Origin of the sequence: Brevibacterium sp. 2SA (assembly GCF_005502845.1) — a bacterium.
Classification (GTDB): domain Bacteria; phylum Actinomycetota; class Actinomycetes; order Actinomycetales; family Brevibacteriaceae; genus Brevibacterium.
Window position 1 is genome coordinate 253,165 of the sequence record NZ_SCMW01000001.1, and the last position, 13,867, is coordinate 267,031.

13 protein-coding genes are annotated in these 13,867 nt (G+C 68.1%); 10 read left to right on the forward strand and 3 right to left on the reverse strand.

The window, feature by feature from the left end:
• Position 1 precedes the first annotated feature (1 nt).
• The 4 genes from FFS20_RS01175 (at position 2) to FFS20_RS01190 (ending at position 5,898) form a co-directional block, all read left to right on the forward strand.
• On the forward strand, positions 2–2,380 hold the full coding sequence (locus FFS20_RS01175) for an excinuclease ABC subunit UvrA (protein WP_137824091.1): 2,379 nt from the start codon (positions 2–4) through the stop codon (positions 2,378–2,380).
• 118 nt (positions 2,381–2,498) lie between these two features.
• Positions 2,499–3,269 (forward strand): transglycosylase family protein, encoded by a 771-nt coding sequence (locus FFS20_RS18455; RefSeq protein ID WP_283202116.1) that lies wholly within the window; start codon positions 2,499–2,501, stop codon positions 3,267–3,269.
• 180 nt (positions 3,270–3,449) lie between these two features.
• Entirely contained in the window at positions 3,450–3,893 is a 444-nt protein-coding gene (locus FFS20_RS01185) for a transglycosylase family protein (protein ID WP_137824092.1), read from the forward strand.
• 649 nt (positions 3,894–4,542) lie between these two features.
• The gene (locus tag FFS20_RS01190; protein WP_137824093.1) at positions 4,543–5,898 is read left to right on the forward strand and encodes an MFS transporter; all 1,356 of its coding nucleotides are present in this window, start codon (positions 4,543–4,545) and stop codon (positions 5,896–5,898) included.
• Here FFS20_RS01190 and FFS20_RS01195 read toward each other — a convergent pair whose 3' ends face one another.
• Positions 5,899–6,492, reverse strand: a complete 594-nt coding sequence (locus FFS20_RS01195) for a maleylpyruvate isomerase N-terminal domain-containing protein (protein ID WP_137824094.1) — start codon at positions 6,490–6,492, stop codon at positions 5,899–5,901.
• A 128-nt stretch (positions 6,493–6,620) separates the two neighbouring features.
• On the opposite strand from FFS20_RS01195, the gene FFS20_RS01200 reads away from it, so the two are divergent.
• The 5 genes from FFS20_RS01200 (at position 6,621) to FFS20_RS01220 (ending at position 11,448) form a co-directional block, all read left to right on the forward strand.
• Positions 6,621–7,367: a DUF5058 family protein gene (locus tag FFS20_RS01200; RefSeq protein ID WP_137824095.1), complete on the forward strand. Its 747-nt coding sequence runs from the start codon at positions 6,621–6,623 to the stop codon at positions 7,365–7,367.
• A 10-nt stretch (positions 7,368–7,377) separates the two neighbouring features.
• Complete coding sequence (locus FFS20_RS01205; protein WP_137824096.1) at positions 7,378–8,109, forward strand: hypothetical protein; 732 nt, start codon at positions 7,378–7,380, stop codon at positions 8,107–8,109.
• Between the two features lie 27 nt (positions 8,110–8,136).
• The gene (locus FFS20_RS01210; protein ID WP_137824097.1) at positions 8,137–9,378 is read left to right on the forward strand and encodes an amidohydrolase; all 1,242 of its coding nucleotides are present in this window, start codon (positions 8,137–8,139) and stop codon (positions 9,376–9,378) included.
• Positions 9,375–10,808, forward strand: coding sequence for an amidase family protein (locus FFS20_RS01215; RefSeq protein ID WP_137824098.1), 1,434 nt, complete (start codon positions 9,375–9,377; stop codon positions 10,806–10,808). Before FFS20_RS01210 ends, FFS20_RS01215 begins: the two co-directional genes overlap by 4 nt.
• Positions 10,809–10,932: 124 nt before the next feature.
• Positions 10,933–11,448 carry a ferritin gene (locus FFS20_RS01220; RefSeq protein ID WP_137824099.1) on the forward strand — a complete coding sequence of 172 codons (516 nt, stop codon included), beginning with the start codon at positions 10,933–10,935 and terminating at the stop codon, positions 11,446–11,448.
• 119 nt (positions 11,449–11,567) lie between these two features.
• Here FFS20_RS01220 and FFS20_RS01225 read toward each other — a convergent pair whose 3' ends face one another.
• Positions 11,568–12,503, reverse strand: a complete 936-nt coding sequence (locus FFS20_RS01225; protein WP_137824100.1) for an AEC family transporter — start codon at positions 12,501–12,503, stop codon at positions 11,568–11,570.
• Between the two features lie 90 nt (positions 12,504–12,593).
• Between FFS20_RS01225 and FFS20_RS01230 the strand changes: the two genes are divergently transcribed.
• On the forward strand, positions 12,594–13,058 hold the full coding sequence (locus FFS20_RS01230; protein WP_137824101.1) for an Hsp20/alpha crystallin family protein: 465 nt from the start codon (positions 12,594–12,596) through the stop codon (positions 13,056–13,058).
• A gap of 58 nt (positions 13,059–13,116) precedes the next feature.
• Here the strand turns inward: FFS20_RS01230 and FFS20_RS01235 are convergent.
• A partial coding sequence (locus FFS20_RS01235) for a class I SAM-dependent methyltransferase (RefSeq protein WP_249356367.1) occupies positions 13,117–13,867 on the reverse strand: 751 nt, incomplete at its 5' end.

Here is a 13,867-nt window from a genome sequence, read left to right on the forward strand (position 1 = left end):
GATGACCCAGGCAGCGGACAGCCATGACCTCATCCGGGTGCGCGGGGCCCGGGAGAACAACCTCCGTGACGTCTCCGTCGACCTGCCCAAACGCCGGCTCACCGTGTTCACCGGTGTCTCCGGGTCGGGCAAGAGCTCACTCGTCTTCGGCACGATCGCCGCGGAGTCGCAGCGGATGATCAATGAGACCTACAGCGCCTTCGTCCAAGGGTTCATGCCCCAGATGGCCAGGCCCGACGTCGACGTCCTCGAGGGCCTGACGACGGCGATCCTCGTCGACCAGGAGCGGATCGGGGCGAACCCGCGCTCGACGGTGGGCACCGTGAGCGACATCAACGCGAAGCTGCGAATCCTCTACTCCCGCCTCGCCGAACCGAACCTCGGCTCCCCGAACGCCTACTCGTTCAACGTCGCGACGATCAGCGGCAAGGGGGCGGTGACGACGGTCAAGGGCGATGCCAAGGAGGTCGAACGGCGCGAATTCAGCGTCAACGGCGGCATGTGCCCGCACTGCGAGGGCATGGGCACGGCCACCGCGATCGACGTCACGCAGATCATCGACGAGTCGAAGTCGGTCAACGAGGGGGCGATCACCGTCCCCGGATTCAAGGTCGGCGGCTGGTCCGTCCGCTTCTACGCGGAGTCCGGGTTCTTCGACCCCGACGTCCCCGTCGCCGAGTTCACCGCCGCGCAGCGCCGCGCCCTGCTCGATCTCGAGGGGGAGAAGATCGTCGTCAACGGGACGAACCTCACCTACGACGGCCTCATCCCGAAGATCCGGAAGTCCTTCCTGTCCAAGGACCGCGACGGCATGCAGAAGCACATCCGGGAGTTCGTCGACCGCGCCGTCGTCTTCACCGAGTGCCCCGAGTGCCATGGGACCCGACTCAACGCGGCCGCGCGGTCCTCGCTGCTGGCAGGGAAGTCCATCGCCGAGGTGTGCGCGATGGAGATCTCGGAGCTCACCGCGTGGCTCGCCGAGATCGACGATCCCGGCGTCGCACCGCTCGTCGCCTCCCTCAAAGAGACCGTGCAGGCCTTCGTCGACATCGGTCTCGGCTATCTCTCCCTCGACCGCTCATCAGGATCGCTGTCCGGGGGAGAGGCCCAGCGGATCAAGCTCGTCCGCCATCTCGGCTCCGCACTCACCGACGTCACCTATGTCTTCGACGAACCGACGATCGGCCTCCACCCCCACGACATCGAGTCGATGAACCGTCTGCTCCTGCAGCTGCGCGACAAGGGCAACACCGTCCTCGTCGTCGAACACAAACCGGAGACGATCGGCATCGCCGACCATGTCGTCGACCTCGGTCCCGGCGCCGGCACCGCCGGGGGAGAGATCTGCTTCACCGGCACCGTCGCGGGTCTGCGGGAGTCGGGCACGCGCACCGGCGACCATCTCGGCTTCACCGCAGCGCTCAAGGAGACGGTGCGCACACCGACCGGTGCACTGGAGATCAGGGGAGCGAACGGCCACAATCTCCGCGATGTCGACGTCGACATCCCCCTCGGTGCGCTCACCGTCGTCACCGGGGTCGCGGGGTCGGGCAAGAGCACGCTCATCGACAACTCGCTCGCCACCCGCGACGACGTCATCATCATCGACCAGACGCCGATCAAGGGGTCGAGACGGAGCAACCCGGCAACGTACACCGGCATGCTCGAACCGATCCGCAAGGCGTTCGCGAAGGCCAACGACGTCAAACCGGCCCTCTTCAGCGCGAACTCCGAAGGAGCCTGCCCGGTGTGCAACGGGGCCGGCGTGATCTATTCGGATCTCGGCATGATGGCGGGGATGTCCGCCCCGTGCGATGTCTGTCAGGGCAAGGGCTTCCAGGCCGCGGTGCTCGACTACACGTTCGGGGGCAGGAACATCCGCGAGGTCCTCGACATGCCCGCCGCCGAGGCGGTCGACTTCTTCTCCGCGGGGGAGTCGAAGGTCCCGCAGGCCGCGAAGATCGCCGCCGCTCTCGTCGACGTCGGTCTCGGCTACATCAGTCTGGGCCAGCCGCTGACGACGCTGTCCGGCGGTGAGCGGCAGCGCCTCAAACTAGCCGCGCATCTGTCGGCGAAGGCCGCCGACGCCGCGTCGGTCATCGTGCTCGACGAGCCGTCGACCGGGCTCCACCTCGCCGATGTCGAGAACCTCCTGCGGCTGCTCGACGGCCTCGTCGACGCCGGGCGCACCGTCATTGTCATCGAACACCATCAGGCGGTCATGGCCCACGCCGATCACATCATCGACCTCGGGCCGGGTGCCGGACACGACGGCGGGCGGGTCGTCTTCACCGGCACTCCTGCCGAACTCATCGCCGACGGTGCCACGCTCACGGCGCGCCACCTCGGCGACTATGTCCGGCAGAGTGTACAGGTGTGAACTTTCCGTGCCCGTATGGACACGGTCGGAGAAGTCGATTACCGTTTCTAACGGTTCGGTAACGTCCGGCCGTGTCCGAGGCTCCTTCCCAAGGGCATGCACCCACCTCACAACGGAGATGACCACTGTGAAACTCGTCAGCACCTTCCTGCGCAGATCTGCGATGCTTGTCGGGGCCGGGGCACTGGCCGCGGCCGGCCTCCTCGGGGCGAATGCGCCCGCCCTCGCCGATGAGTCCGAGAGCGTGTGGGATCGCGTCGCCGCCTGCGAGTCGAGCGGCGACTGGAGCATCAACACGGGCAACGGCTACTACGGCGGTCTGCAGTTCTCGCTGCGGACATGGAAGGCCTTCGGCGGTGAGGGCATGCCGCACGAAGCCAGCCGTGAGGAGCAGATCCGGATCGCGCAGAAGACTCTCGCCGTGCAGGGTCCCGGCGCCTGGCCCACGTGCGGGAAGAAGGCAGGCCTGACGAAGGAGAACGGCGCTGCCGATGACGGCGGAGCCTCCGAAGCCATGAAGGACGAGGACGCGAAGGCCGAAGAGCCCAAGGCTGAGGAGCCGAAGAAGGACGAACCGAAAGCTGAAGAGCCGCCGGCACCGGAGGAGCCGAAGGCTGAGGAACCGAAGGCTGAGGAGCCCAAGGCTGAAGAGCCGCCGGCACCCGAGGAGCCCAAGGCTGACGAACCGAAGGCTGAGGAGCCCAAGGACGAACCGACAGCGACCGAGGAGCCGACGGCACCGGAGGAGCCGACGACCGACGCGCCTGCCGAGGACACCGCCGATGACTCGGCGGACACCGGCGACGCACCTGCGTCGAACGGCGACGACGACGGCGGGAGCCCGCCGAACGGCACCGGCCTCACCGGTCACGTCATCCAGATCTTCTGACCACGCAGTCTGCTGGGGGAGTCAGTGCGCTCAGCGCACTCTGGGCACTCTGGGCACGGTGACCGTCCTCTGAGGCGATTCCCACGCGCGCACACCGGACAGAAGTGCTCATCTTCGCTAGCGTGTATAACGGTTCGGTAACGGCCGAACCGATTGACCGAATGCAGTCGACCGATGGAGATGACATTCGTGAAACACGCTGCGACCACTCTGCGCAGAACAGCACTGCTCACCGGTGTCGGCGCGATCGCCGCCGCCGGACTCGTCGGCTTCGGCGCACCAGCCCAGGCCGCTGAGTCCGACGGTGTCTGGGATCGCGTCGCCGAATGCGAGTCCGGTGGTGACTGGAGCATCAACACCGGCAACGGGTACTACGGCGGGCTGCAGTTCTCGGAGCAGACCTGGAAGGCGTTCGGCGGTGAAGGCATGCCGCATGAGGCGAGCAAGCAGGAGCAGATCCGCATCGCTCAGAAGACGCTGGCGGAACAGGGACCCGGTGCGTGGCCGACGTGCGGTGAGAAAGCCGGCCTGACGAAGGAGAACGGCGCTGCTGACGACGGCGGTGGCTCCGGTGGTTCGGACGACTCCGGCAAGGTCGGCCTCGGCGGTTATGTCGTGAGCTGATGATCGTCGGATCATGGTATGGCCGCGGGCAGCGTCGAGCTGTCCGCGGCCACACGTGCATTACAGCGCATCACCGGCGCTCCCGAGTATCGCGCCGATAATATACATTATGTTAACTAGACTGATGAGGCCACTGCCCCGATCTCGCGTCGGTCTTGGAACCCGCAGGTCGACATGGAGCCTGCATGCCATCCCGGAGCCTGCGCGTCGATGCGGAGTCCGCGGGTTAATACGGAGTCCGAAGTGTCGGCCCCTGCGGCGCGCTTCGCTCATCACCGCTGACGTCGGCCTGTGCGACGGCGGCTTCCGGCTCGCCTGCGCGACGACGGCCTTCGGCTCGCCTCGAATCACGGACCGGGTGTCGGCCGGTGTGTCATGCACCCGCATCTCCACCGCGTCGGCGGTTGACGACTGCGTGACGAGCTGGCCTGAACGGCTGGGGTGCCCTGCCTGGTGCGCCGTCCTTGTCGTCCAGTCATCGGACTGCTCCCCTAGTCCCAGCGGAGATTCGGCCGCCTTCAACGTCGATCTATCGCGATGGAACTACCAGACATCGGACTGTTGACTTATCTAACGAGCGTTCAATAGGGTATGTGTGATCGCGGCCACAGGAGTTCGGCCGGATGTCACCACGACGCAAGGACGCTTCATGGTTCACCCTCAGTCCACTCCCCCTGTCGCACTCGCTGCCACAGCCGGGTCGGAATCCCGCCGCAAGGCCTGGTCGCTCACGGCCCTGCTCGTCGTCCTCTACGTCGTCAACTACGGCGACAAGGCCGCCTTCGGCATCATCGCGCAGGCGCTCGGCGAGGAACTCGGCATCAGCGCCGCCCAGATCGGCCTCGTCGGCAGCCTCTTCTTCTTCGCCTTCACGGTCGGCGGCTTCTTCGCCGGCGCCCTCAACCGGTGGATGTCGCTGCGCACAGTCCTCCTCGTGCTCGCCCTCGTGTGGGCAGCGGCCATGCTCCCGCTCGTCGTCGCCGCGACCTTCGCCGTGCTCATCGGATCCCGGATGCTCCTCGGCTTCGCCGAAGGCCCGAGCTCGGCCCTCATCCACACCGCCGCGTATTCGTGGCACCCCTCGTCTCGCCGCGGCTTCCCGGGTGCGCTGCTCGCCAGCGCCGCCTCGGTGGCGAAGATCGTCCTCGCTCCCCTGCTCGCGTACCTCTCGGTGACGTTCGGCTGGCGCAGCGCGCTCATCACGATGGCCGTCATCGGCATCGTCTGGTGTGTCTTCTGGCTGCGCTTCTGGGAGGTCGGACCCTACATCCCCGCGAAGGCGACCGGACCAGCGAAGAAGGCGCGTGGCGCAGAGGACGAGGACACCGCAGCGAGCGACTCGGACGAACCCCGTGTGCCGTGGGCGAGGATCTTCCTCACCCGCACCTTCCTCACCGGGGTACCGCTCGTGGCGAGCATCTACGCCCTCGTCACCGTCGTCCTCACCTGGCTGCCGTCGTACTTCGAGGTCGGTCTCGGCTTCAGCCGACTCGAGGCCGGATCGATGCTCGCGATCCCCTCGATCGTCGGTCTCATCAGCCTCATCGGCGGCACCCTGCTCTCTGACTACCTCCTCGCCCGCGGCTGGTCGTCACGCGTCGTCCGCATCGTCGGACCCTCGCTGCTCGTCATCGTCGGCGGCGGCATCCTCTGCCTTCTGCCCTCGATCGAGAACGCGGCCGCCGCGGTCGCAATCGTCTCGATCGGCTACGGCGTCGGGGTCGTCGTCCTCCCGCTGTCGAACGCCGCGGTCTCCGAGATCTGCCCGCCCCAGCAGACCGCGGGCACGCTGGGAGTCTTCCTCGCCCTCATGGCCATCGGCGGGCTCGTCGGCCCCTATGTCACCGGGCTCATCGTCGATGCCGCGGCGAGCCCCGGCCTCGGCTACGCGACGGCGTTCCAAGTCCTCGGCATCGCCGCGGCAGTCTCGGCCGTGCTCACCCTGCTCTTCGCCGATCCCGAACGTGACAAGGTCATCGTCCGCAGCGCCGCCGCCCAGGCATGATCATGCTCGGCGTGTGACCGCGCGTCCCGACAACAGGAGCACCCGGTCGGCCGCACTCGCCGCCGGTGCGTCTGTCCGCGGCGGGGCATAGCCGCCGGTGTCGCCGAGCTCGACGATGAGCGCGGCGAGATCGGTCGCCATGAACTCCGCGAGCGCGTCATCGACCGGCCACCGATCACCGGTGCCCACGGAGAGGTCAGCGGCATGGAGGGCGAGTTCGAGGATGCGCATCCGCACGAGCTGGGTGCCCGGCAGCTCCCCGATCCGGTGGCTGACCGGCACCGTGAGATCGACGTCGGCGGCGAGACGGCGGAAACGGCGCTCATGGGTCCAGAACGCCTCGAGCGGATCCTCGCCGAGGTGGTCCCGGTCCCTCGTCGCCTCCACCTCGGCGGGCGGGTCCTGGTCGAGCAGCATCGCGTACCGCAGTCCCCCGCCGATGAGGTGGTTGACGAGCTCGCGGTTCGACCAGCCCTGGCAGCCGCTCGGCGCGGCATAGCGCGCACTGCCCTCGGGCGGTCCGAGACGCCGCAGCGCCTGCACCCAGCAGTCCTCGGCGCGGTCGAGATTCTCGGCGATGACGGGTGAGAGCATGCCACCGATTCTGCCACGACGGCCGGCTTCTCATCTGATGGGAAGTTTCGCGCCGGCTCTGGGCCGCCTCGGCGTTTGGGGTTATCTTGCTCACACGAGAAGAAGCATCCGAGGTGAGGAGTCCGACCATGGTGACGGCAAGTGCCTCCGCCGACTATCTGCCCCTGGCCAACGCCCCGGTCCTGTGGATCCTCGCGCTGTCGGTCATGGGTGTCGTCGTCGTCCAATCGCTCATCTACATGCGCGCGGTGCGGCGGAACGCCGCCTCGGCCGACATGAGCCAGGCCGAGGTCACCGCCGCCTTCCGGGCCGGCGGAGTCGCGGCGATCGGCCCCTCGCTCGCCGTCGTCCTCGTCGCCATCGCGCTCCTCCCGCTCTTCGGCACTCCCCCGGTCATCGTCCGCGTCGGCCTCATCGGCTCCGCCGCCACCGAGGTGGCCTCGGCCTCGATCGCGGCCGGGACGATGGACGCCAACCTCGGCGATGCGACCTTCACCCGCGGGGTCTTCATCGTCGCGCTCATGGCGATGAGCCTCTCCGGTGCCGGCTGGATGCTCTCGGCGCTCATCCTCACCCCGATCTTCAAACGCAGCTCCCACAAGCTCGAGAAGATCAATCCCGCGTTCATGTCGCTCGTGCCCGGCGCCGCGCTGCTCGCGGCGTTCGCGGCGCTGACGTTCCGCGAGATCCCGAAGTCACCGACCCACGTCATCGCGATCGCCGTGTCCGCGGTGACGATGGCGATCTGCCTCGCCGCCGCCCACATCCTCCGCCAGACATGGCTCAAGGAATGGGGACTGGGCATCTCCGTGCTCGCCGGTCTCGTCGCCGCCTACTTCGCCCACTACGCCGGCCTCGGCATGCCCGACGCCTGAAGGAGGCCTCATGTCCGTCATTCCATCTCCCTCGCATGAGGCGTTCGAAGCCACGACGACGAAGTGGGGCTCGATCACGCTCTTCGCCGGCTTCCTCATCGCCACCTCGGTGCCGTTCTACCTCCTCGTCGTCGCCGACGCCGACATCGGGTTCGGCGACATCCTCACCGCGTTCCTCGCCGTCTTCGCCGTCTACGGCGTCTTCTACATCGTCGAACCGCTGACGTACTTCCCCATCCTCGGACCTGCCGGGATGTACCAGGCGTTCATGATCGGCAACGTCGCGAACAAGCTACTGCCCTCGGCGATCGTCGCCCAGGACACGATCGGGGCGAGGCCGGGCACCCGGAAGGGCGAGTACGCGGCGACGATGGCGATCTGCGGAGCCGCGATGATCCACGTCGTCTCCATGGTCCTCTTCGTCGGCGTCCTCGGCACGTGGCTCGTCACGGTCATCCCGGAGAACATCACCCTCATCGCCCAGCTCTACATCCTCCCGGCGATCCTCGGCGGGGTCACCGTCCAGCTCATCGTCTCACTCCGGCAGGTGAAGTCGACGATCATCGCGCTGGCCGTCGCCGCCCTCGTCATCCTCGTCCTCATTCCGGTCGTCCCCGTCCTCGCCCCCGGCGACGTCGCTATTGTGGTCATTATCACCATCGTCATCACGTGGTTCACCCGGAACCGGGCGGTCACCGATTCCCGTGATGACCCAGGTGAGGACACCGTCGGGATCAACTGAGCTCCCGACCGAGCACGAAAGGACGCCATGCCGCTGACAACGCGCCTGCGCACCGCGGTCACCGATTCCCTCGCCGAGGCGGTCGCCGACTACCAGCAGTTCCACCGCACCCCCGAACTCTCGATGGCCGAGACGCAGACGGCGGCAGCGATCGCTGAGTTCCTCACCGGGCTCGGTCTCACTCCGCAGACGTTCGGCGGCACCGGCGTCGTCGCCGTCATCGAGAACGGCGAGGGACCCGTCGTCGCCTACCGCGCCGACACGGACGGACTGCCGATCGCCGAGGACACCGGACTCGACTACGCCTCCCACGCCGAGGGCACCCTGCCTGATGGGACGACGACCCCGGTCATGCACGGGTGCGGCCACGACACCCACATCACCGTCGGCCTCTACCTCGCCCGGTTCCTCACCGAGCACCGCGAGGCGTGGGCGGGCACCGTCGTCCTTCTCTTCCAGCCCGGGGAGGAGACCGCTGCGGGGGCGAAGGCGATGCTGGCAGACGGCCTGTGGGAGACCGTGGTCAATCCCGAGGTCGTCTACGGTCAGCACGTGTGGCCCGGACGCGCCGGCGACGTCTACGTCTCCTCGGGCACGGCGATGGCGATGTCCGATTCCCTGCGCGTCACGGTCCGCGGGAAGCAGGCGCACGGCTCCCAGCCGGAGAACGCGATCGACCCGATCGTCCTCGGCGCCTTCATGATCACCCGCCTCCAGTCGATCGTGTCCCGGGAGATCTCGGGTCGCGACACCGCCGTCGTCACCGTCGGCACCTTCCACGGCGGACTCAAGGAGAACATCATCCCCGAGACCGCGGTCTTCACCCTCAACATCCGCACCTTCGACGAAGACGTCCGCGCCGTCGTCCTCGACCGCGTCGACCGCATCGTCCGCGCCGAAGCCGCGGCCTCCGGCGCCCCCGACCCCCTCATCGAACCGATGCACTCCTTCCCCCGCTGCGTCAACGATCCCGATCGCACGGCCGCCTTCGTCTCAGCCGCGGGCGCCGAACTCGGTGAGGACCACGTCCACGTCGTGCCGGCGGTGACCGGCAGTGAGGACTTCGGGGCGTTCGGCGACGCGCTCGGTGTGCCCTACGTCTACTGGTTCTTCGGCGGCTACTCCCCCGCCGCCCTCGACGGCGACGAACCGCCGGCGGGCAATCACTCCCCGCACTTCGCCCCCGACGATGTGCCCACCACCCTCGAGACGGGTCTGCGCGCCGCCCTGACGGCTGTGCTCTCCGACCTCGGAAAGGCGGAGGCATGAGTGAGGACCTGCGCTGGATGAGCACCCGCGAACTCGCTTCGAGGATCGCTTCGAAGGAGATCTCGGCCCGGGAGGCGCTGGAGGATCAGCTGCGCCGCATCGACGAGGTCAACCCCGCGCTCAACGCCGTCGTCACCCGCGACGACGAGCGGGCACGGGCGGAAGCCGCAGCCGCCGACGACGCGCTCGCGGCCGGAGTGGAGATCGGACCCCTCCACGGCGTGCCGATGACCCACAAGGACACGAACGACACCGCGGGCATGCGCACGACGTGGGGGTCGCCGATCTTCGCCGACCGCGTACCGGAGTCCGACTCCCTCATCATCTCCCGGCTGCGCCGCGCCGGGGTGATCACGACCGGCAAGACGAACGTCCCCGAGTTCGCCGCCGGCTCCCACACGTTCAACCCCGTCTTCGGCGTCACCCGCAACCCGTACGATCGCGAGAAGTCCGCCTCGGGCTCCTCCGGGGGTGTCGGGGCGGCCCTGGCTGCGGGCATCCAGGCCTCCGGTGACGGCTCCGACATGGGCGGGTCGCTGCGCTCCCCCGGGTCATTCAACAACGTCGCCGGCTTCCGACCGACGAACGGCCGGATCCCCAACTCCTCGCCGTCGCCGTTCTCCTGGCTCGGACAGACCGGCTTCATGGCGCGCACCGTCTCCGACATCGCGTTCCTCATGAGCATCGCCGCCGGTCCCGAACCCGGGCTGCCGGCGATCCTGCCCGAACCCGGATCGGTCTTCGACCGTCCCCAGTTCCGCCTCGGCGGGCAGGCTCCCGACCTCACGGGGGTCCGGATCGGCTTCAGCCCCGATCTCAAGGGCCTCCTGCCCGTCGAGTCCGAGGTCATCGACATCGTCGCGGCCACGGCCCCTGTCTTCGAGGATCTCGGTGCCTCCGTCGACGACAACATCCCCGATCTCTCCGACGGTGATGAGGTTTTCGGCGTGCGCCGAGCCATGGACTTCCTCGCCTCCTGGGGCGGACTCTACGAGACCGATCGCGACCGGATGAAGGAATCGGTGCGCTGGAACATCGAAGCCGGACTGCGGCTCACCGGCCCGCAGATCGTCTCGGCCGAGACGGCCCGCGCCAGACTGAGCGGCGAGGTGCAGCGGTTCTTCGCCGACCGTGATCTCCTCGTGCTCACCACGTGCCAGGTCCTGCCCTTCGACGTCGGCATCGAATACCCCATGGAGATCGACGGCGTCGAGCTCGAGACCTACCTCGACTGGATGCGGGCGCCGTGCCTGATCACCGCCACCGGCTGCCCCGCGATGTCCGTGCCGGCCGGGTTCTCCGCGGCGGGGCTGCCCGTCGGCGTCCAACTCGTCGCGAAGCCCGGCGACGATGTCCGCCTCCTCGAGATCGCCCAGGCCTTCGAACAGGCCACCCGGTGGAATGAACGCCACCCGACGGTCGACCAGTGATGGTTCGGCTTGCCTCAGCACTGTTTGCCGAGCCTTTCCACACTGGAATGATTCCAGAAATGGTGTCAAGCTGGTCACGACGCAGGCGGCAGTCCGCCGCCTGACAACGCATTAGGAGATTCACATGCACCTGAGCCCCGCAATGCAGAAGGTCCTCGGCGAGCAGGTCACGCTCGAACTCGAGGCCTCAATGGTCTACCTGCAGATGTCCATTCAGCTCGACGACCTCGAGCTCACCGGCATGACCCGGTGGATGCGCGCCCAGTCGGAGGAGGAGCAGGTCCACGCCGCGAAGTTCATCCAGCACTGCGTCGACCGCGGCTTCGCCCCGCAGATCGGCGACATCGCCGCCCCGAAGGTCTCCGGGTCCCGTCCGCTCGACTTCTTCAAGGCCGCACTCGCCCACGAGGAGAAGGTCTCGGAGTCGATCCGCAACATCTACCGCACAGCCCAGGCCGAGGGCGACCTCGACGTCCTCCCCCTGCTCAACTGGTTCATCGACGAGCAGGTCGAAGAAGAGGCGAGCATCTCCGAGATCATCGGTCGCCTCGAGATCGTCGGCGACAGCGGCTCGGGTCTGCTCTCGATCGACAATGCGCTCGGTTCGCGCCACCCGGACATCTCCGCCGACAGCGAGTGAGACTCCGCTGACAGCGAATGAGACGCCGCTGACACGGCCGGTTCCCCACTGCGGGGAGCCGGCCGTTGTGCTTCTCCGCGCCGGCCGCGGGCAGATGCCGGACCCCTGCAGCGAGTTCCTCAGACCCCGAAGACGAACTGGGCGAGGAGCAGGGTCGGGGGCAGGGTGCCGAGCATGAGCACCGTCTGGGCGGCGATGAGTGCGGCCATGAGTTCGGCGTTGCCGCCGAGCTGCCGGGCCATGACATACCCGGAGCTCGCCGTCGCGATCGCCTGGAAGACCAGTCCGACCACGGCCGCCTCGGCGGGGACGTCGAGCAGGACGAGGGCGGCGAGACTGAGCCCGGGCAGGACGACGAGCTTGGCCGCCGTCGACCAGACGAGGGCGGCACCGTGCTCCCGCAGGGAGAACCACCGCAGCCCTGCCCCCACACAGATGAGACCGATCGGCAGGGCCGCTGCCGCGAGCGGATCGAGGACACCGGAGACGAGCTGCGGCAGCGCCCACCCGGTGAGGTTCCACAGTCCCCCGAGGGCGCACCCGATGACGAGGGGGTTGAGGACGACGACGCGGACGAGGCCGAGCACCGACCGTCGTCCCGTGCGGAGGAACTCGAACCCGAGACTCGAGACGATGTTGACCGTGGGCACGAGGATGGCCGCGACGATCGCCGCCAGCGCTCCCCCGCTCGGTCCGAGCAGGCTCGCGGAGATCGAGAGTCCGATGTACGTGTTGAAGCGGATCCCGCCCTGGAGCACCGAGGTGAACGCCGGCAGATCCGCGGCGACGACGCGGCGGAGGACGATGATGAGCACCGAGACGAGGAGCGTGGGCACGACGAGGGCGACAGCGAGTCTGAGCACGGGCACGGCGGTGACGTCCACCTCGGCGACGGAGGTGAAGAGGAGAACGGGCAGGAGACAGTAGTATGCGAGCCGCTCCGCCCCCGCCCAGAAGTCCTCGCGGGAGAACAGCGGAGTCCTCCGCAGTCCCAGGCCGAGCGCGATGAGCGCTGTGACCGGGACGAGGGCGGCGAGGATCGGAGACAGGCTCATAGTTCTTGAGAGTTCCATGTGCGAGGATTGATTTCAAAATTGAGTGTGCTTGACTCAATACAGGACGTGTACCCCACTGAAAGGACGATCATGGCCACTCGCTTCGATCCCATCCGCGATCTCGACCGCTTCTTCACCGAGGTCACCCGCACCCCGAACGCCGCGACCATGCCGATGGACCTCTACCGCGACGGCGAGGTGTTCGTCGCGCAGATCGATATGCCCGGGGTCGATCCCTCGAGCATCGACGTCGATGTCGAGGACCGCACGCTCACGGTGCGCGCGCAGCGGACCTCGCCGGTGGCGGACAAGGACGTCAAGTGGCTGACCAGGGAGCGGACCTCGGGCACGTACGCCCGCCAGCTCACCCTCGGCAATCGCGTCGCCCTCGACCGGATCCGCGCCGACTACGAGGACGGCGTGCTCACCCTGACGATCCCCGTCGCCGAGGAGGCCCGTCCGCGCAAGATCAGCGTCTCCCACCAGGCGCCGAAGCAGACCGAGGTCATCGAATCCACCGAGGTGATCGAGACCGAGGACGACCCCAACATCTGATCTCGGGATGATCCGCACCGGCGGGCAGGGACGCACTCATGCGGCCCTGCCCGCTTCTTCAGTGCTGCGGGACGAGGAGGTAGGCCAGGCACATGTACGGCAGGTCGACAGTGCCGGTGATCGGATGCTCCTCGGTGAGATAGCCGCGCAGGTTCGCCTCGACGCGGCTGCGGGTCGCCTCATTCGACCGCAGCCAGTATGACCGGGTGCGTGCGAGATCGACGATGCCGTCGACGTCGAGCGGGGTGGAGAAGTCGATGACGGCCCGATCGCGGAGCGCGAAGCCGCGCGGAGCTGGCACATACGCCGGGCGGTAGACGTCCCCGGCGTGCATGATGCGGCTGAGCCTGAGCACCCAGTCGACGCGGACGTCGAGTTGGTTGATGAGGATGAGCAGCCGACCGGAGGGTCTGAGGATCCTCGCGATCTCCTCCCCCGCTGCCGCCTCGTCGAACCAGTGCCAGGCCTGGGCGACCGTGACGACGTCGACGCTGCCGGCCGCCAGGCCGGTCGTCTCCGCGGACCCGACGAGCGACGGCGCCGGGTTGTGCTCGAGGGCCGCGGCGTCCGGGTCGACGGCGACGACCTCGGCGCCGGCGGCGAGCAGTCTGCGACTGAGGATTCCCGTGCCCGCCCCGAGGTCGCACACCCGCAGCCCGGCCCAGTCGGCGCCGAGGAGGTCGAGGGCCGCCTGCGGATAGTCGGGCCGCACGGCGTCGTAGAGGTGGGCCTGAGTGCCGAACCGCGTCCAATGCGCGGCCCGAGCCCGGGGTCTGACCATGGCGCGGCCCTCCTCTGCGGCTCTGTCG

What these genes read in the sequence shown, in the direction of transcription:
- FFS20_RS01175 (WP_137824091.1), top strand. Translation starts at nt 2, where the DNA reads ATGACCCAGGCAGCGGACAGCCATGACCTCATCCGGGTGCGCGGGGCC.
- FFS20_RS18455 (WP_283202116.1), top strand. Translation starts at nt 2,499, where the DNA reads ATGACCACTGTGAAACTCGTCAGCACCTTCCTGCGCAGATCTGCGATG.
- FFS20_RS01185 (WP_137824092.1), top strand. Translation starts at nt 3,450, where the DNA reads ATGACATTCGTGAAACACGCTGCGACCACTCTGCGCAGAACAGCACTG.
- FFS20_RS01190 (WP_137824093.1), top strand. Translation starts at nt 4,543, where the DNA reads ATGGTTCACCCTCAGTCCACTCCCCCTGTCGCACTCGCTGCCACAGCC.
- FFS20_RS01195 (WP_137824094.1), bottom strand. Translation starts at nt 6,492, where the DNA reads ATGCTCTCACCCGTCATCGCCGAGAATCTCGACCGCGCCGAGGACTGC.
- FFS20_RS01200 (WP_137824095.1), top strand. Translation starts at nt 6,621, where the DNA reads ATGGTGACGGCAAGTGCCTCCGCCGACTATCTGCCCCTGGCCAACGCC.
- FFS20_RS01205 (WP_137824096.1), top strand. Translation starts at nt 7,378, where the DNA reads ATGTCCGTCATTCCATCTCCCTCGCATGAGGCGTTCGAAGCCACGACG.
- FFS20_RS01210 (WP_137824097.1), top strand. Translation starts at nt 8,137, where the DNA reads ATGCCGCTGACAACGCGCCTGCGCACCGCGGTCACCGATTCCCTCGCC.
- FFS20_RS01215 (WP_137824098.1), top strand. Translation starts at nt 9,375, where the DNA reads ATGAGTGAGGACCTGCGCTGGATGAGCACCCGCGAACTCGCTTCGAGG.
- FFS20_RS01220 (WP_137824099.1), top strand. Translation starts at nt 10,933, where the DNA reads ATGCACCTGAGCCCCGCAATGCAGAAGGTCCTCGGCGAGCAGGTCACG.
- FFS20_RS01225 (WP_137824100.1), bottom strand. Translation starts at nt 12,503, where the DNA reads ATGAGCCTGTCTCCGATCCTCGCCGCCCTCGTCCCGGTCACAGCGCTC.
- FFS20_RS01230 (WP_137824101.1), top strand. Translation starts at nt 12,594, where the DNA reads ATGGCCACTCGCTTCGATCCCATCCGCGATCTCGACCGCTTCTTCACC.